The 17,889-nt window shown below is 69.8% G+C and carries 15 protein-coding genes; 3 read left to right on the top strand and 12 right to left on the bottom strand.

Annotation, left to right across the window (positions count from 1 at the left end; genetic code table 11):
* Nucleotides 1-35: 35 nt before the first annotated feature.
* The 5 genes from ABD205_RS20255 to ABD205_RS20235 form a co-directional block, all read right to left on the bottom strand.
* Complete coding sequence (locus ABD205_RS20255) at nucleotides 36-881, bottom strand: M55 family metallopeptidase (RefSeq protein WP_344048025.1); 846 nt, start codon at nucleotides 879-881, stop codon at nucleotides 36-38.
* Complete coding sequence (locus ABD205_RS20250) at nucleotides 878-4,375, bottom strand: indolepyruvate ferredoxin oxidoreductase family protein (RefSeq protein ID WP_344048024.1); 3,498 nt, start codon at nucleotides 4,373-4,375, stop codon at nucleotides 878-880. The genes ABD205_RS20255 and ABD205_RS20250 overlap by 4 nt, the downstream gene beginning before the upstream one ends.
* A complete protein-coding gene (locus tag ABD205_RS20245) occupies nucleotides 4,372-5,478 on the bottom strand; it encodes a Glu/Leu/Phe/Val family dehydrogenase (protein WP_344048022.1) in 1,107 nt (368 codons plus the stop codon). Before ABD205_RS20245 ends, ABD205_RS20250 begins: the two co-directional genes overlap by 4 nt.
* Nucleotides 5,479-5,662: 184 nt before the next feature.
* A complete protein-coding gene (tal, locus tag ABD205_RS20240) occupies nucleotides 5,663-6,811 on the bottom strand; it encodes a transaldolase (RefSeq protein WP_344048020.1) in 1,149 nt (382 codons plus the stop codon).
* Nucleotides 6,812-7,259: 448 nt separating this feature from the next.
* Nucleotides 7,260-8,108: a CPBP family intramembrane glutamic endopeptidase gene (locus tag ABD205_RS20235; protein ID WP_344048018.1), complete on the bottom strand. Its 849-nt coding sequence runs from the start codon at nucleotides 8,106-8,108 to the stop codon at nucleotides 7,260-7,262.
* Between the two features lie 138 nt (nucleotides 8,109-8,246).
* Here ABD205_RS20235 and ABD205_RS20230 point away from each other — a divergent pair, with 138 nt between their 5' ends.
* Both ABD205_RS20230 and ABD205_RS20225 read left to right on the top strand, forming a co-directional pair.
* Entirely contained in the window at nucleotides 8,247-9,233 is a 987-nt protein-coding gene (locus ABD205_RS20230; protein WP_344048016.1) for a 2-dehydropantoate 2-reductase, read from the top strand.
* 151 nt (nucleotides 9,234-9,384) lie between these two features.
* On the top strand, nucleotides 9,385-10,512 hold the full coding sequence (locus tag ABD205_RS20225) for a sensor histidine kinase (RefSeq protein ID WP_344048014.1): 1,128 nt from the start codon (nucleotides 9,385-9,387) through the stop codon (nucleotides 10,510-10,512).
* A gap of 10 nt (nucleotides 10,513-10,522) precedes the next feature.
* On the opposite strand, the gene ABD205_RS20220 is transcribed toward ABD205_RS20225, so the two are convergent.
* The 7 genes from ABD205_RS20220 to ABD205_RS20190 form a co-directional block, all read right to left on the bottom strand.
* Complete coding sequence (locus ABD205_RS20220) at nucleotides 10,523-12,496, bottom strand: ATP-binding protein (RefSeq protein WP_344048219.1); 1,974 nt, start codon at nucleotides 12,494-12,496, stop codon at nucleotides 10,523-10,525.
* Between the two features lie 5 nt (nucleotides 12,497-12,501).
* Nucleotides 12,502-12,741, bottom strand: coding sequence for a hypothetical protein (locus ABD205_RS20215; RefSeq protein WP_344048012.1), 240 nt, complete (start codon nucleotides 12,739-12,741; stop codon nucleotides 12,502-12,504).
* Nucleotides 12,742-12,881: 140 nt separating this feature from the next.
* Entirely contained in the window at nucleotides 12,882-13,565 is a 684-nt protein-coding gene (locus ABD205_RS20210; RefSeq protein ID WP_344048010.1) for a response regulator transcription factor, read from the bottom strand.
* A gap of 123 nt (nucleotides 13,566-13,688) precedes the next feature.
* The gene (locus tag ABD205_RS20205) at nucleotides 13,689-14,048 is read right to left on the bottom strand and encodes a response regulator (RefSeq protein WP_344048009.1); all 360 of its coding nucleotides are present in this window, start codon (nucleotides 14,046-14,048) and stop codon (nucleotides 13,689-13,691) included.
* Nucleotides 14,049-14,148: 100 nt separating this feature from the next.
* On the bottom strand, nucleotides 14,149-14,631 hold the full coding sequence (locus tag ABD205_RS20200) for a hypothetical protein (RefSeq protein WP_344048007.1): 483 nt from the start codon (nucleotides 14,629-14,631) through the stop codon (nucleotides 14,149-14,151).
* A gap of 129 nt (nucleotides 14,632-14,760) precedes the next feature.
* Nucleotides 14,761-15,558 (bottom strand): ABC transporter permease subunit, encoded by a 798-nt coding sequence (locus tag ABD205_RS20195; RefSeq protein ID WP_344048217.1) that lies wholly within the window; start codon nucleotides 15,556-15,558, stop codon nucleotides 14,761-14,763.
* Nucleotides 15,558-16,547, bottom strand: coding sequence for an ABC transporter ATP-binding protein (locus tag ABD205_RS20190; RefSeq protein WP_344048005.1), 990 nt, complete (start codon nucleotides 16,545-16,547; stop codon nucleotides 15,558-15,560). The genes ABD205_RS20195 and ABD205_RS20190 overlap by 1 nt, the downstream gene beginning before the upstream one ends.
* Nucleotides 16,548-16,876: 329 nt before the next feature.
* Here ABD205_RS20190 and ABD205_RS20185 point away from each other — a divergent pair.
* A partial coding sequence (locus ABD205_RS20185; protein ID WP_344048003.1) for an amino acid permease occupies nucleotides 16,877-17,889 on the top strand: 1,013 nt, incomplete at its 3' end.

The following is a 17,889-nucleotide window of genomic DNA, read 5'->3' as shown; positions in this document are numbered from 1 at the left end:
TCTCCACTGTCCTCGGTCGGGACCGGATCTCGGAGCTATCGCCGCTCGAGGAGCCCGAGACGGGTGACGACGCCCAGGTGCGCCAGGCTGTAGGCGACGGTGACGAGCCCCAAGAGCTCGTCGGCGGAGTCGACCTCGCGGCCCACGGTCCGGTCACCCGAGCGCACCACGCCTGGAATGCCGCTCGCGAGCTCGGCCGCCGTGGCGTTCGGCATCTCGAACTCCACGTGCAGGCGACTCGGGATGCTGAGCAGCTTGCGCGGGTCCGACCTCTCGACGGCGGATCGAGCCCCGGCTCGGACCGCCTCGCATGCCAACGAGGGGGGCATGCTCTCGGCGGAGGAGAAGCCGATGGACCGCTTCACAGCGACGGTGCTCACGCCGGGGAGCGAGGCCTCGGCCAGTGCGCAGATGACGTCGTCACCGGTGACCAGGCCGACAGGGACGCCTCGGGTGGCGGCGAACAGAGCGTTCACGGACGCTTCCGAGGCATCGTGCCCGTTCACCCTGACTGCCGTGAAGTGGGACGAGAAGGTGTGTGCCAGGACCCCGACCGCACCGGCGGGCGCGTGGTAGCCGACGAACAGGGCGAGATCGAAGTCGTCCGTCAGACCCTCGGCCATGCAGAAGCCACGCGGCGTCCCGAAGATCAGTCGGGCGCGGGGGTCGAGCTGTTCGTGGATCAGGTTGTCCATCGTTCCGTGGCTGTCGCTGACGAGGACGTCGGTCGCCCCGCCGGCGAACGCCCCGTCGATGGCGGCGTTCGTCTCTTGTGTCATCAGCTGCTGGGCGCGCGGGTAGCCGTGGCCTCCGCGCACGGTCTGGTCGAGCGTCGCGACGCCGCCGATCCCCTCCATGTCCACCGAGATGTAGACCTTCACTTCGCCTCCTGGCGTCTCGTCGTGTCTCCTGCCGGCGGGGCCGGGCTGATCGATCCGTCGCGCTCACGCTCAGGGGCGGCCGCGTCGCCGAGTCCGATCTCGGCGAGGAGCTCGAGGCGGCGACGGTCGTAGGCATTCACCGACGCGAGTTTCACCGCTTCGTATCCGCGGACCACGTCGGGCAGCTCGGCGATCTGACGGACGGTCTCGTAGGTGTCGACGTCCAGGCGCTCGAGGCACCGCGCGAGCGTCTCCGCGTACTCCGAGACGAGGCGCCGCTCGACCTTGCGGACTCTCGCGTAACCGAACGGGTCGAGCGGTGTCCCACGCACACGCCGCATCGCCTGCAGTGCCGCGAAGGCAGGGACGAACCATCGGCCGACGCCGACCTTGCGCTTCACACCGAGTGCCCGGAGAGCAGGAGGATGCAGCTGCCATCTCACCTGGGCGCCGGCGCCGAACTGCCGCTCGACCTCGTCCCTGGAGTACGCGTCGCGAGCGAGGCGGGCCACCTCGTACTCGTCCTTGTAGGCCATGAGCTTGAAAGCGTTCCTGGCGACCGCCTCGGTCAGTCTGGTCGATCCGGCGTCGACGTCGTGCTCCGCCCGCCTGACGTCCTCGACGAGCAGCTCGTATCGGCGTGCGTAGCGTTGGTCCTGATACCTGACCAGCTCGTCGCGCCGGAGAGACACCACGCGTTCGAGCTCGGAGCCCGGGGCGGCTCGGACGACGCTCGAGGGCATGACGTCGCGGGTGGACGGTGCGGCCGTGAGCTCCTTCACCAGAGCTTCGAGCTCGTCGCGTGCGGAGACGTACTGGCGACCGCGGCGGAAGGCCTGGATGTTCTGGTCGACGGCCACGCCGTTGAGCCTGACCGCCTCTTCGATCACCTGTGCCGGCAGATCGAGGGCTCCCGATTGGTGGGCGACGCCGACGAGGAACATGTTGGCGAACTGCTCCGCGCCGAAGAGGGCCTCCGCGTAGCACCGGACGTCGATGGCGATGAGCCGACCCTCCGCCTCGACCTCGCTGCCGATCCGCCTCGCGGTCTCGGCGACGTCCGGAAACCGCACAGACGGATCGCTGACCATGCGGCCGGTCGGCACGATCGAGGTCGAGACGATCGCCGTCGCAGCAGGTGAGACGACCTGCAGGTTGCGGCTGTCCGCGGCCACCAGGAGGTCATACCCCACGTAGAGGTCGCACTCGGACTCCCCGATCTTGTTGCTCGCGGCGATGGGCCGAGTCGAGATCTTCACGTCCGAGACGACGGCACCGCCCTTCTGGGCGAGACCGGTCTGGTCGAGCGTGCGCACGTACCGACCTGTGAGCACGGCGGCGGTCGCGAGCACCTGAGACGTGGTGACGATCCCGGTGCCACCGATCCCCATGAGCCGGATGGCCTGGTCGCGGGCGGTGCCCGCGCGGGCGGGTTCGTCGAACGCGTCGGCGTCGAGGTCGCGGCTCACCGGGGGCCGCTGGGACCCTCGCCGGGGTCTCACCGTGACGAACGCGGGGCAGTCTCCGGTGAGGCAGGTGAAGTCGGTGTTGCAGGAGCTCTGGTGGATCTCGGTCTTGCGGCCGAACTCCGTCTCGACAGGGTGCACCGACAGGCAGTTGGACTTCGATCCGCAGTCTCCGCACCCCTCGCAGATCCGCTGGTTGATGGCGACGCGCTCGCGAGGCGCACGCGTGATCCCACGCTTGCGCTTGCGCCTCAGCTCCGTCGCGCACTCCTGCTCGTGGATCAGGACGGTGGTCCCGGGCGTCGACGACAGCAGCTGCTCCGCCTCGGCGAGGCGCGAGCGTGGCCACACCTTGACGTCCCGTGGCAGTCGCGTCCTTCGCAAGGCACCGACGTTGTCGGTGGTGACGATGATCCGGGAGACGCCTTCGGCCTTGAGGCTGTCCACCATCCTGGCCACGGTCATCTTGCCGACCGCCTCTTGTCCGCCCGTCATCGCCACTGCCGAGTTGTAGAGGACGCGGTAGGTCACGTTCCTGCCAGATGCGACCGCCGCCCTGATCGCGAGGCTCCCCGAGTGGTGGAACGTGCCATCGCCGAGGTTCTGCACCAGGTGGCCAGGTTCGACGAACGGGGCCATGCCGAGCCACTGAGTGCCTTCGCCACCCATCTGGGTCAGTCCGGTCACCTGCCCCACCCGGTCGCGGTCCATCATCAGCACCATCCCGTGACAGCCGATACCGGCCCCGACGATCGCGTCCGTGTGCGACCGGGTCGAGACGTTGTGCGGGCAGCCTGAGCAGAAATAGGGGGTTCTCTGAAGCAGCGGCAGCTGTCGCCTCTCGCGCGTCATCGCCTCGGCCCGTCGCTGCTGCCACTCGTGGACGGTCGGGAGGTCACGGTGGGCGAGGCGCTTCGCAAGAGCGACCGCGATCGAGTCGGCGTCCAGCTCTCCGTACGACGGCAGGAGGGCCGTCTCGTCGACATCGGTCTTCCCGGTGACGAGCGGCAGGGGAGTGGTGGCGTAGAGCGCCTCCCGGACGGCGCTCTCGACGAACGAGCGCTTCTCCTCGACGACGATCACCTCCTCGAGGCCGTCTGCGAAGGCGCGGATCTCCTCCGGATCGAGTGGCCAGATCAGTCCGAGCCTGAGGATCCGGATCCCTGCGTCCCGCTGGCCGTCTTCGTCGAGGCCGAGCTTCGCCAGCGCCTCTTGGACGTCGAGATACGTCTTGCCCGCGGCGACGATGCCGACGGTGTCGGCGTGCCCGCCGAGGACCTTGTTCACCGAGTTCAGTCGTGCGTACTCCCTCGCGAGTCGCAGACGGGTGGTCATCAAGTCACGCTCGAGGACGCCGAGGGTGGGTTGAAGGAGCTCTGCTGTGGGTCGGTGCTTGCCGGCACCAGCCGGCAGGACGGGGTCGAAGTCATCGGCGTCGAGGTCGACGGAGGCGGTGCCATCGGCGACCGATGTGACGATCTTCAGAGCCGTCCACAGGCCGCAGGCACGTGACATCGCAACAGCGTGGCGTCCGAGCGTCAGGATGTCGCCGGGGTCCGCAGGGTAGAACGTGGGCATCCCGAGATCGGCGAGACTGAGCTCGGAGGCGCAGGGAACGGTGGATGACTTCGCTGCCGGGTCGTCACCCACGAATGCGACGACACCGCCCTGCGGGTGGGTGCCCATGAGGTTGGCGTGCCTGAGAGCGTCGGAGGCGCGGTCCAGGCCGGGTGCCTTGCCGTACCAGAAGCCCGCCACTCCATCGACGCGCTTCGGCAGGGACTCGATCAGCTGGCTCCCCTGGACCGCCATCGCCGCGGCCTCCTCGTTGAGCCCGGGTTCGAAGATGATCTGGTGATCGTCCAGCAGGGAGCGCTGTCGCATGAGCTCCAGGTCGTAGCCGGCAAGCGGCGAGCCCTCGTATCCGCTGATGTAGGTGCCTGCTCTGCGGCCGGCCTGTCGATCACGGCGCGACTGGTCGATCGGTAGGCGGGCAAGTGCCTGGATGCCGCTGAGCCGCGCCCTCACGGGCGATCAGCCGAGGAGGTCGCAGCGGCGATGCGAGCACGGACGACCCGGTCGGCCGCCGATCCAGGTGTGATCGACTGATCGCTGGACACCCGCAGGATCTGGTCGACGGTGTCGAAGATCGCCTCCACGTCTCGCTGGACGTCGTCGGTCGGCCGTCCCTCGAGCTCACCCACACCCTGGACGAGGCCGCCGGCGTTGGCGACATAGTCAGGGACCCAGATGATCCCGCGGCTCTGGAGTACGTCGCCGGCGGGCGCGTCGAGCAGCTGGTTGTTGGCTGCGCCGCAGACGATCCGCGCTCGGATGACCTCGGCGGACGCCGAGGTCACGGTGCCGCCCATCGCGCACGGTCCGTAGATGTCGACCTCCTCGTCGATGACGCGCTCGGCCAGCGCCAGCTTCGGGTGCAGACCTCGGGCGAGGGCACGGGCCTCCGGGGACGGATCGCAACCGATGACGGTCGCCCCCTCGTCCAGGAGCAGTCCGACCAGACGACGGCCGACCTTCCCCAGGCCCTCGACACCCACCCGCCGTCCGCTCAAGGAGGGTTCCCCCCAGGCGTGCATCGCCGCGGCGCGCATCGAGTGCAACACACCGAGTGCCGTCAGCGGTGCGGTGTCGCCCGTGCCGCCGGCGGCCGCCGTCCGGGTGGCGACGTAGCTGGTCGTCGTACCGATGATGTCGAGGTCGTCCGCGGTCGTCCCGACGTCCCCGCCGGTGACGTAGTCGCCCCCGAGGCTCTCGACGAGGCTGCCGTACGCCTGGAGGAGCTCGGGTGTCTTCGTCGTCGCAGGATCCCCGATGATGACAGCCTTGCCGCCGCCGTACGGCAGCCCGGCGGCCGCTGCCTTGTAGGTCATGCCACGGGACAGGCGGAGGACGTCCGCGAGGGCTTCGTGCTCGTCTCCGTACGGGTAGAAGCGGGTGCCCCCGAGCGCGCGCCCCAGAACGGTGCTGTGGATCGCGACGATCGCCTTCAGCCCGGTCGCGTGGTCGTGACGGAAGACGACGCGCTCGTGGGCATCGCTCGGCTCACCCGACGAACCGAAGATGGAGGGGCCGTCGTGGACGGCGGCCTTGGCGAGGGAGAGTGAGGTCATCCGGCATTCCGCTTCCGCTGGGGGTCGTGGTGGTGCTCAGACCGTAGGTACTCGCACGGGCGTGCGCGTCGTGCGGAAGGACGAAGAGCGCGCCAGAACTTGTGGCCCGCACACAGGAATCCGAGGGGAGTCCAGGCCCGGGCCACAAGCTGATCGGAAGCGGGTGCCAGTCGGTGACCGCGTGTCAGGCGTGTTGCTGGCGCAGGGCGCGCCCGACGGTGTCCAGGGCGCTGGCGAAGGACGTCGCGAAGAGCGCGACGCCGCGTTCCTCGAGGACGCGAGCGACGTCCTCCATGTCGATGCCGAGAGCAGCAAGCCCGTCAACGACCGCGATCGCCTCGTCGGGTCCGTCCAGGAGGGTCCTCCCACGGACGTGACCATGGTCGGCGAAGGCTTCCAGGGTCGTCGACGGCATGGTGCTGATGACGCCCGGCGCGACGAGCTCCGTGACATACCTGGTGTCCGGCAACGTCGGGTCCTTGACCGATGTCGAGGCCCACAGCAGCCGCTGCTCGTTGGCCCCGGCGTCTGCCAGCCCCTGCCAGCGTTCGGTGTCGATCGTCGTGGTGAACCGGCGGTGGGCCAGGCGGGCGCTGGCGATCGCCGCCTGGCTCCGCAGGGCGGTTGCCGTGGTGGAGCCGAGCCGGTCGAGCCGGCGGTCGACCTCGGTGTCGATCCGGCTGACGAAGAACGACGCGACCGAGTGGATCCGGGAGAGGTCGTACCCGTCGCTTCGCGCTCGCTCGAGCCCGTCCGCGTAGGCGTCGAGCACCTCGCCGTACCGAGTCTCGCCGAAGATCAGGGTGACGTTGACGCTGATGCCCTCTGCGATCGTGGCGGCGATGGCAGGAAGGCTGGCCTTCGTCGCCGGGATCTTCACCATGAGGTTCGGCCGGTCGATCAGCCATGCCCAGGCCCTCGCCTCGGCCGCGGTCGCCCGGGGTTGCTGAGCAAGCCGCGGATCCACTTCCACCGACACCCAGCCATCTGCGCCTCGCGTCGCCTCGTGGACCGGCCGGAGCAGGTCGCACGCGGCACGCACGTCGTACGCCGTGAGCAGACGGAATGCCTCCTCGGCGGGCACTGCGCGCGAGCCGAGGTCAGCCAGCTGGTCGGCGTAGTCGCCGATCTCAGCCACGGCGGCGGCGAGGATCGTCGGGTTGGACGTCACCCCTGAGACGTGCATGTCGGTGATCCGCCCGGCGAGGTCCCCGCTGCGCAGGCGTCGCCGTGAGAGGTCGTCGAGCCAGACGGAGACTCCGCTTGCGGTGAGCGCGCCCAGGCCGATGTTCGATGAGTGATCCGTGCTGGCGGTCAGGTCGATGAGTGTCATAGCCGGAGAACCTGCCGCAGCCCGTTGCACGCGTGTTGCAGCGCGGGCAGCTTCGGGCTGCAGGCATCGACTATCGACGGGGGTGGGCGTTGACGAGGCCGTCTTCGTGCGGCGCGGAGCCGGGGGCGCCCGGGACACTCGGTCGGGCGGCGCCTGACGAATGTGGCGAGACGGGCTTGGGCGTCGGCTTGCTGGGGATACTCGCGTGGCTCATCGTGACTCCTGCCGGCTCCGCCGACTCTCTACGGTGCGCGCCTTCCCGCTGAAGGCGTCCGGTCACTGCGTGGGGCCGAGGGTTGCGCCTGCGATTGCAGAGCGCTTGCACGTCGCATCGAGGGGCCGTGAAGGCAGGGGAGCCGGAGCCCGACGCGGCCCAGCGCGCGCCCGCGGGCGACCCAGGGCGGTCACCCGCGGGCGCCCGCGGCCGACGGTGCGGCGGGGCCGCTGGTCAGCGGGTCGGCCGACGGTTCTCGGGCTGGCGGAAGTGCCACCAGGTGGCGACGATGCCCAGCAGGAACATGCTTCCGGTGGCCAGCCACCCGAACTCGCCGAGCAGCACTCGGCTGCCCGAGAAGAGACCGTCGTGGATCTCCCCGTTCGTGCTGAAGTAGCTGGCGACGAAGGCGTTCCACGATCCGTGCGCCACGGTGCTGGGCCATACGGAACGCGAGCGGTCGGTGACGACGCCGGCGAACAGGACGAGCCCCACGAGGCCCACCGTGAAAGCGGGGAGACCCCATCCGAATCCGTACCAGCCGAGCATGACCAGCGGCGCGTGGTAGGCCCACCAGACGACGAACGTGATCGCGGAGCTCTTGAGGAAGGTGTACCGACCGCGCAGCAGGGGCCACATGAAGCCACGCCAGCCGATCTCCTCCCCGAGGCCGAAGATCGAGCCGTAGAGCGACAGCGGCACGAGGGCCACGGCGACGGCGAGCAACTTGTCCGGATGCAGGTCGACCAGGCCCGTGGCCGAGGCCAGCACGGTCGCCAGGAACACCACGAGCGTGGGAGCGAAGCCGGCCAGGATCCATCGGGACGGCCTTCCCATCTGGATCACGCCCGGCCCGAAGAAGTAGGCGAGCAGCGCCCCGACGGTCGGGGCGAGCATGACGCCGAGGAACAGGCCGCTCGCGAGGGCGTCCTCGTCTCCGAGCGCCGGATGGAACGCCGCCACGGCGGCGACGTAGAACACGATCAGGCCGCCGGCGTACAACGCCAGTCGGCGCCTGTCCCTGCGTGGGTCACGTCGTGGATCGAGGTATCGGGCTGGCAGGCACATCTCCGATGTGCTCATCTTCGCGGTCCCTTCTGGAGGCGTTCGGTCAAACGGAACGTCGAGGATCGCCCGCCCGATTGCACGGAAGTTGCATACGGCGATCGGCCGAACGGCGTCTGGCGCCGCAGGCCTCAGATCGGCGTAGCGTGGCCGGCTATGAAGGTCTGTGTCGTCGGGGCCGGAGCGGTAGGGGGCTTCCTCGGGACGCGCCTCGCTCTCGCCGGCTGCACCACGACGGCGGTCGCGCGGGGAGCGACGCGCGAGGCGCTCGAGGAGCACGGATGGCGCCTTCGCACGGACGGAAGGCTGCACCAGGCGCCCGTGGGTGCCGTCGCCGCGCCTGGGCAGAGCGGCATCCTCGGTGAGCAGGATCTGGTCGTGCTCGCGGTCAAGGGGCCCTCCGTGCGGGAGGCGTCGGCGGCCGTCGCTCCGCTTCTCGGGCCTGACACGGTGGTCATGACTCCGATGAACGGCGTGCCGTGGTGGTTCCTCGACGACTTCGGGGGGCCCCTGGCCGGGACACGACTTGCCTCGGTCGACCCGGACGGTGTCATCGCGTCGGCAGTGCCCACGGAGCACGTGATCGGATGCGTCGTGCATGCGACCTGCAGCGTCAGCGAGCCAGGACTCGTCGAGCACGGCGTCGGCGACCGCCTGATCGTCGGGGAGCCGCGCGGGGCGACATCCGAGCGACTGCGCCTGTTGGCAGACGTGCTTGCCACGTCCGGGTTCGAGGTCGCGACGTCGACCTCGATCCACGCAGACATCTGGTACAAGCTCTGGGGCAACCTGACGATGAACCCGGTGTCGGTGCTCACGGGCGCGACCTGTGACCGGATCCTGGACGACCCTCTGGTCGAGGACTTCTGCCTGGCGGTGATGGGTGAGGCCGCGGAGATCGGCTCCCGCCTCGGGTGCCCGATCGAGCAGTCCGGGCGCGACCGGAACGACGTGACCCGCAAGCTCGGCGCGTTCAAGACGTCGATGCTTCGCGATGCCGAGGCGGGTCGACCACTGGAGCTGGACGTTCTCCTGGGTGCGGCGAAGGAGCTGGCAGTGCTCACGAGCACGGCCACACCGTTCCTCGACGCCCTTCTGGGGCTGACGCGGCTCAGCGCACAGGTACGAGGGGTCTACCGGTGAGGTGGGGTCGTCGATGGCCGCCTGCCCTTGCCCGCAGGCTCACGCAGCGAGACGATCGTGACGACTCGAATCCAGTCGGTGACGCGCCGGCGAGCAGCCACCCGGCCGGGCTGCAGTGCTCGATGTCGGGCGATGGAGAAGTGAGATCGTCGTGGATGTAGACGAGCAGCAGTTGGCGGTGGCGCTCCGCGACCGCGACTCCGCAGAAGCTCGCGCGGTCGAGATGGGACGCGCCGGCAGACAGTTCATCGCCAGCGCCGACGCGGCGACGCGGAAGATGACGCGCGACCTGCACGACGGTGCGCAGCAACGGTTCGTCAACTGCGTGATCAAGCTGCAGCTGGGGCTCTCCAGCATGGACGGTGACGACCCCGCCGCAGCGCGCGAACACATCGAGGGTGCTCTCTCCGAGGCGCGCGAAGGTCTTGCGGAGCTGCGAGAGCTGGCAGCGGGAATCCACCCGGCTCTCCTCGTCAACCGCGGCCTGACGAGCGCGCTCGAGGAGCTCGCCCGCCGCGTGACGATTCCCGTGCGGCTCGACTGCGACGTCGAGGGACGACTGGCGGGAATCGTCGAGTCGTCGGCCTACTTCTTCGTGTCGGAGGCGATCACGAACGCGGTCAAGCACGCTCGTGCGTCAGGGATCGGGGTGCATGTCGCTGCACGTGACTCGGTCCTCGTCATCGACATCGTCGACGACGGGATCGGAGGGGTGACGCTGAACGCGCCGAGCGGGTCCGGGTTGGGGGGTTTGGCGGCCCGCGTGACTGCCCTCGGTGGGCTGCTGGTCGTGACCAGTCCGCCCGGCGAGGGGACAGCGCTGCACGCCGAGCTGCCCCTCGTCGTCGACGAGGATCACCCCCGCGCCCGCCCCCACGTTCGTCCCCCTTCGACCAGCGCTCCGATGGACGCGACCGTTCCGAGTGCGGCAGTGCGGATCCAGCGGGCAGGCGAGGGACCGGTCATCGAGGGCGGCTCCATCTCGGGCACGATCCTGGCCCGGTTCGAGACGGCCAGCCTTGCCGGCGAGCTGCACTCGGTCCCGATGCCGTCTGGTCTGCACCAGGTCTCCGGGGCCCATCCCGTCGGCGTACGGGAGCTCGCTCACGTGCACCGCGGCGTCGTCCGTGTCGGCCCGGTGACAGCACCCGTCGAGCTCCACCCAGGCGACTTCGCCGAGTACGCCGCGGACGTCCCGCACGTCTACGAGGTCGTCGAGAACGACGCCCAGCTGACGATCCTCATGCTCAGGGTCGGGGGAGAGGGGCCTCTGCCCTGACCGGGCAGCCTCAGGACGCGGGGTCCAGACCGTCGATCGGCGACCTCCCGCGACCGCGACGCAGATCGACCACAGCAGAGGGCGCCGAACGATCGACCGCGACCGGGAGGCACCGTTCGACGTTCCGGCGGATCGGCTCGGGGACGCTCGCGAGCGCAGCGGCATGGACCAGGCCACTGGCGAACACCAACGCGTCGCCATCCACGAGGAGCAGTCCGAGCCGCAGGGCGCGCTGCGTCGCTGCCACGGCGTCGGGCAGCGGGAATCCCAGGCGAACCAGGTCCTCGAACCGGAACCTCCGGCCGAACACCGCGACGAGTGCCAGCAGGCGGACAGCGGCGTCACCCGCCGCGCGCAGGTGCTCCAGGGCGGCGTCCCTCAGGATCGGAAGAGGCGGGACGAGGTGATCGGGATCGGCGCCGCCCGCGACGGCTCGGAGTGTCTCGACGACGAGGCCAGGCACCCCGCCCGTCAGGGCGTAGACCTCACCCGCTGCCGCCGGGACACGCCACCGGCGGGCCAGCTCGGCCACGTCGTGGGCCGTGAGCGGCTTGAGGAACAGGCGACGTGAGGTCGCTCCGAGTGCTGCCGACAGCGCATCAGCGTCTCCGTCCTGGGCGGTCACGGCGAGCAGCATGCGGGGGGCGTTCGACGCACGCAGGCGGTGCAGAACGGTGATCGTGCCGTCGTCGGCGACGTGGGCGTCGTCGACCGCGATCATGAGCGGTTGGCGCCGCGCCACGTTCAGGAGGAACACCTGGACCGCTTCGACCGCGTGGCCGTAGCTCGGCGCAGGGTGTGGAGCGACGGCAGGCGACAGGACGTCGGCGAGGGCCGGAATCAGCTCGACCAGTGCCGGCTCCAGACCGCGGGCAAGGTCTCGGACGCGGTCCGGGTGCTCGCCGGCACAGAAGCGGCGGATCGCCGCGACGAGCGGCTGCATCATCGTGACGCGCTCATAGCGCGAGCAGTGCGCATCGAGGACGACGCCACCCGTCGCGGTGACGTGGTTCGCCCCCGCCCGGAGCGCCTCCGACTTTCCGCAACCGGCGCCACCGAGGAGCGTCAGCACCGCCGATTCCCCGCGAACCACGGAGCGCCACGCGTCCGCGAACTCCGCGAGGACGTCATCTCTCCCCACGACCTGGGTGCCGGCGGAGGACGCGACGGCCTCGAATCGTCGACCGCAGCGGTCCGGCCTGGTGCCGCGGTCGGAGGCCCGACCCCCCTCGCCCCTGAGGATTCGCAGGTGCAGGCTCTGGGTCTGCGGGTCGGGGTCGGCCCCCAGATCCTGGCGGAGGATGCGCTGCAGCCGCGAGTACGTGTGAAGGGCGGCGTTGCGCTCGCCGAGGTCGCAGAGCGCCTGCATCAGCGCCCGCTGCGCTTCCTCGTCGAGCGGGTCCGCTGCCGTCGCCTCGGCCGCCTCGCGGCGGGCGGACTCGGCATCTCCCAACGCCAGCGCGCTCGCCCATGCGACGCCCCGTGCCCGCCGGAGGAGGGCGTCGATGACCGGATCGAGGTCGTCGACGACCGTCAGCGATCGGTGGGCCTCGAGCGGCCGACCGACGCCGAGGAGCTCGATCGCGCGGCGCGCGGCGGCATGGGACAGTCCAGGCTCAGCTGCTGCGAGGTCACGCTCCGCCGACCTGACCAGACGCTCGGCGTCGTCCACGTCCACCTCCCATCCGCGGGTGTCGAGGCGATAGCCGCCGTCGAGGTGCTCCAGTGACGACCCGAGAGGACGTCGGAGACGGCTGACCAGTGAGGCGACGATCTGAGGGGCATTGGTCGTGCCGCCCGAGGGCCACAGGGCCGCGACGATGTCGTCGAGCCCCACCAGCTGGCCGCGGTGGACGGCAAGGACGACGAAGAGCGTGGTCGCGCGCCCCTTCGGGATCGGCACGGGCTCCGCCGTCTCCATGGACAGGAGCCGAAGCGGGCCGACGAGCTGGAGGCGCAGCGCCGGTCGCGTGGCGGAGACCATGGATGTCACCCCGCCACCTCCGTCACCTCGTGGCGACACACGGCAGCAACGGCGTACGGGTGGTAGAAGGCGTGGAGCGCATGCCTTCCGTCGACGATCAGCTGGAACGCGCCCCGTCCTCGATCGCTCACCGACACGGCCACCTCACTGCTCTGCTCGTCCCACCACAGGGTGACGACCAGGCCGCTGCTCACCCGTCGGGCGAGCTCCCGCCGCTGGGGGTAGTGCAGTCCTTCACGGGTCATCTCGGCCTCCTCGGTACTCGCGCGGCCCCCGTCGGTCGCGGATGTCTCGAGCGTCACGCCGACGTGTGGCGTTACCAAGGAGGGAGGCTGCAGTCCTGGGGTCGGGCTCACCCCGCCCGACGTGGGGCTACCCCGAACCCTCACTGCGGGGGCAGCCCGCCGTTCAGCCGGAGGTAGGTGAGGACAGCCAGCACGCGTCGGTGGCTCTCGGGCGTGTGCGGCAGGTCAAGCTTCTCGAAGATGCTGGTCACGTGGCGTTCGACGGCGCCCACGCTCACGACCAGCTCCTCGGCGACGCCGAGGTTGGAACGGCCCTCCGCGATCAGGCCGAGCACGTCGAGCTCGCGGGGTGTGAGCAGGTCGAGGGCGCTGTCGGCATGCGGCTGACCGATCAGCACGGCGACGACGTCCGGATCGAGCGCCGAGCCCCCGGTGGCGACGCGTCGGACTGCGTCGGTGAAGAGCCGGAGGTCGCCGACCTTCTCCTTGAGCAGGTATCCGATGCCCTGAGCGCCCTGGGCGACGAGTTCGAGCGCATATCGCGTCTCGAGGAACGCGGAGAGCACGAGAACGCCGACGTCCGGCTGCAAGCGACGGATGCGCAAAGCAGCCCGAAGCCCGTCGTCGGTGTTGTCCGGCGGCATCTGTATGTCGGTGACGACGACGTCGGGCCGATAGGCTCGGACCTTCTCGACGAGGCTGCGCGCGTCGCCCGAAGTCGCGACGACGTCGTACCCGCCGGACTCGAGCACCTGGGCGATGCCTTCGCGAACGATCGGCTGATCCTCGCCGATGACGACGCGAAGCGGCTCTTGCCCCTTCACGGACGACAGGCTATCCACATGAGCCGCTCGTGGCCACGACAGTCGGGGGTCCAAGACGATGAGTGTCCCCAGAGCTGAGCATGGTCGGCCTCGTCGGCCGGTGTCATGGAGCTGCGGTGTCGTTCAGCGGACGTCGAAGAGCCTCGTGAGGTCGCATGTCGCCAGCTCGGCCTTGGGGACGAACGCTGTCGCACCGGAGCCATCGAGGTCCTCCGCGAGGACACGCTCGGTGGCCGAGGAGGTGAGCACGATCCTGATGGTCGGATGCTCTCTGGTGAGCGATCTCGCGACGGCGAAGCCGTCCAGGTCCGGCATGTTGATGTCGAGGAGGACCGCGTCCGGCTGCGCGTGCCTCGCTGCAGCGAGAGCCTCCTGACCGCCGGACGCCTCACCGACGACCTCGAACCCTCGAAGCGTGAGCAGCTCGACGGCGGTGCGCCGGAAGTGAGGGTTGTCGTCGACGACCAGGATGCGGAGCGGCACGCCTCCAGCATCGACTCGACCCGCCGCGAGCGACCATGGAGTAATCCCCACAATCTCTCGAGTCGACGTCGCCGATGATCTCGACCGACCGGAGACGGCGCTACTGATCGCTCGCGTCGGGGATGGAGTCGACCTGGTCGAGCATCTCGGTGAGGTGGTGCCGCAGTCGCTCCCGCTGCTCGGTCGCGACCTGCTGGAGGCGAGCGACGTTCTCGTCGTGACGCTTGCGCACCGCTGTCGTCTCCTCCCGCACGCGATAGGCCTCCACGCGCGCCTCGTCCTTCATGTGCGCGCTCTCCTCCCGCGCGGAGCTCACCAGGCTCTCGGCCTCCGCGCGGGCGGCCCGCACGAGCTCGGCGGCCTCTTCGCGCGCGCCTGCCAGGATCGCGTCCGCGTCGCTCCTGGCCTCGGAGCGCCACTGCTCGGTCTCGCGTGCGGTCGCCTCCAGCAGGCGAGCCGCCGCCTGCGGGGCCTGCGAGCCGTCGACGGGCCCCGCACCGTGGCCGCGGGGCGGCGCAGCAGGAGGGACCGTTTCGCCGCCGGTCCCGGTCTGCGGATCTTCGTGTCCTGCGTTGATGGTCATGCCTACCCCCGACGTTCGCACGTACGCCACCCGTGTGCGGCGCTGTCCGGCCTGACCAAGAGTGCCAGACCTGGCGCCGACCCGTCCGGAGCAGCGTGACGACTCTCCGTTCTCGGGGCCGCCCTGAGCTCAGTGGAGGCGCAGGTCGCGGTGGTCGAAGGCCGGCACTGCGACGGCGACGACGGCGAGTGCGCCCAGCACCACCCACATCATGGACAGCGGCGCTCCACCGCCGAGAGGGCCGTTGTGCAGCGCCTGCTGGAACGGCGAGAGCGGTTGGTACGCCCCGACGGAGCCCACGATCTGGCCCAGGGCGTAGAGCACGTACGCCGCGACGGCGGCGGCGCCTCCGATGCCGAGGGCGACGGCACGCCGGCCGGTGGCGGCTCCGACGGCGAGGGTCAGCCAGCCGAACTCGAGCCCGAGCAGGATCATGGCCAAGCAACCCACCAGGGTCTCACCGAGCCCGATGCCCATGTCGAAGATCGCCGAGCACGACAACAGCACGAGGGCCAGCACCACCCCGAGAGCAAGGACGCCCGTGGCCAGCGCAGCGGCCTTCTGGAGCAGGACGGACCGGTTCGAGACGGGCGTGACCAGGACGGCCTCGAGGTAGCCGCTCTCCTCCTCGCCGGCGACCATCCGGGCGCCCCGGCTCACGCCGAAGAAGATGAAGACCATCGGCAGGATCAGCGTGAACAGCTCTGCGTTCATGAACCCCGTTCCCGTGGTCATCTCCTGCACGTTGAAGAGCTTGCGCATGGCTTCCGGGTAGTTCTTCATGAGCTCGTCGAAGTTGGGCATGTCGCGGATCGAGGGCCAGACGGCGGCCTCGATCAGGACGAGCAGGCCCACGCCGAGACCCCAGCCGAGCAGCGCCCAGCGCTGGTCGCGCACCCCTTTGCCGAACACACTCGCCAACAGCATCACGACTCGCCGCCTTCCCCGTACCAGCCGAGGAACAGGTCGCCGAGGTCCGCTTCGTGGGTGCGCACGTTCTCCACGCCGTACGGCGCGGCCGCGCGCAGCAGCTCGGCGGTGGACCCCTCGACGCGGACGTGAGCCGTCGACGCTGTCACGACCACCTCGTGGACGCCGCGCGCGCGGCGCAGCGCCTCGACCGGGGGAGCGTTGCCGAAGACCAGGTCGATGCGGCGCAACGCCTGCCGCTGCAGGTTGCTGAGGGAGTCGGTGAACATCAAGCGGCCGCCGCGCAGGACTCCGACGACGTCGGCGACGGCCTCGACCTCGCTCAGCACGTGGGACGACAGGAAGACCGTGCGACCTTGATCGCGCGCCTCGCGCACCATCGCCAGGAACTCCCGCTGCCCGAGCGGGTCGAGGCCTGTGCTCGGCTCGTCGAGGACCAGCAGCGGCGGCTCGTGCATGAACGCCTGCACGATCCCGACCTTCTGCCGATTGCCGTGGGAGAGCGACCCGAACCGGCGGTCGAGCGGCAGATCCAGACGCTCCGCCAGCACGGGGATCGCAGAGGCCCCGGCGCCACCTCGCAGACACGTCAGGTGGTGGAGGTACTCGGCGGCGGTCAGGTCCGGGTACGCGACGAAGTCTCCGGGCAGGTAGCCGATCAGCCGCTGCGCGGCGTCGCGATCTCGGGCGACGTCGTGCCCGAGGACCTCGACGAGCCCGGACGTCGCACGGATCAGCCCCACGACCGACCGGATCGTGGTGCTCTTCCCAGCCCCGTTCGGGCCGAGGTAGCCGAACACCACACCCTGCGGGACCCGCAGGTCGACGTGGTCCAGGGCAACCCGCTTGCCGAACTCCTTGGTCAGACCCTCGGTGCGGATCGCCGCCAGATCAGCAGCCGGGAGGATGCCGCGCGGATCCGCGACCGCAGGCTCTCGCTGCGCATCATGAAGGTGCTCGACGAGCTTCGTCTGCAGCCTCGACATCTCGACCTCCTCCTGGCTCGCACCTTCAAGGCTCCTCCGCGAGGCTCACCGGCGGGAGTGACCAACGTCCCGAGCGACGCCGACCGAGGACCCGGTCTCCAGGCGGATCGCCATCGGGCCGTAGTCCGACTCATGCCTCGGATCCGCGTAATGACGAGCCCGGCTGACGGGTCATCCCTCTGAACACCCGGACCGTGGCACCGTGCCAGGCCGTCGGGGGAGCGCTCGGGCCTCAGGTCGTCGCGCCTCCTGCGGCAGTGGGTGTAGGGGAGGCTCCGACATGAGGTCGTATCTCGATGCACCCGTTCCGATCGTGAGGACGCACTGACGTGGCGGGCGATGCTCCTGAGCTGAAGCGGGCGCTCAGCCAGCGTCAGTTGCAGATGATCGCGATGGGCGGCGTCATCGGTGCCGGCCTCTTCGTCGGGTCGGGCGCCGTCATCAAGGCGACCGGACCGGGCGCGTTCATCACGTACGCCGCCTGCGGGGTCCTCATCATCCTGGTGATGAGGATGCTTGCCGAGATGGCGGTCGCGAACCCGTCGACCGGGTCCTTCTCGGACTACGCACGCACGGCGCTCGGCGACTGGGCCGGCTTCTCGGTGGCGTGGCTCTACTGGTACTTCTGGGTCATCGTCGTCGGGTTCGAGGCGGTCGCGGGGGCCAAGGTCCTCAACTACTGGCTGCCCGATGCGCCGACCTGGCTGCTCAGTCTGATCCTGATGGTGCTGATGACAGCCACGAACCTCGTCTCGGTGTCCTCGTTCGGCGAGTTCGAGTTCTGGTTCGCCGGCATCAAGGTCGCAGCGATCGTCGTGTTCCTCGCAACAGGCACGCTGTTCGTGCTGGGGCTGTGGCCGGGCGCCGACCTCGACTTCAGCAACCTGACCGCGCACGGTGGGTTCCTGCCGCAGGGGAATGCCGCCATCACCGCAGGTGTCGTCACTGTCATCTTCTCGATGGTCGGTGCGGAGATCGCCACCATCGCCGCCGCCGAGTCCCACGACCCCGAACGCGCGGTCTCCCGGGCCGCGAACTCGGTGATCACCCGGATCGCGCTGTTCTTCGTGGGCTCGCTCTTCCTGCTGGCCGTGATCCTGCCGTGGAACTCCGATCAGCTGGCGGCGTCGCCGTACGTCTCCGCGTTCAAGGCGATGGGCATCCCGTACGCCGACGACATCATGAACGCCGTCGTCCTGACCGCGGTGCTCTCGTGCCTGAACTCCGGGATGTACACCGCCTCCCGCATGCTGTTCGTGCTCGCCGCCCGGCGAGAGGCCCCGGCCGCGATGACGTCGATCAACGCTCGCGGCGTGCCCGCGGTCGCGATCGTCACGTCCAG

It is taken from the genome of Nocardioides panacihumi, assembly GCF_039530925.1.
In the GTDB taxonomy this organism is placed as follows: domain Bacteria; phylum Actinomycetota; class Actinomycetes; order Propionibacteriales; family Nocardioidaceae; genus Nocardioides; species Nocardioides panacihumi.
This window is presented reverse-complemented; position numbering and strand designations above follow the sequence as displayed.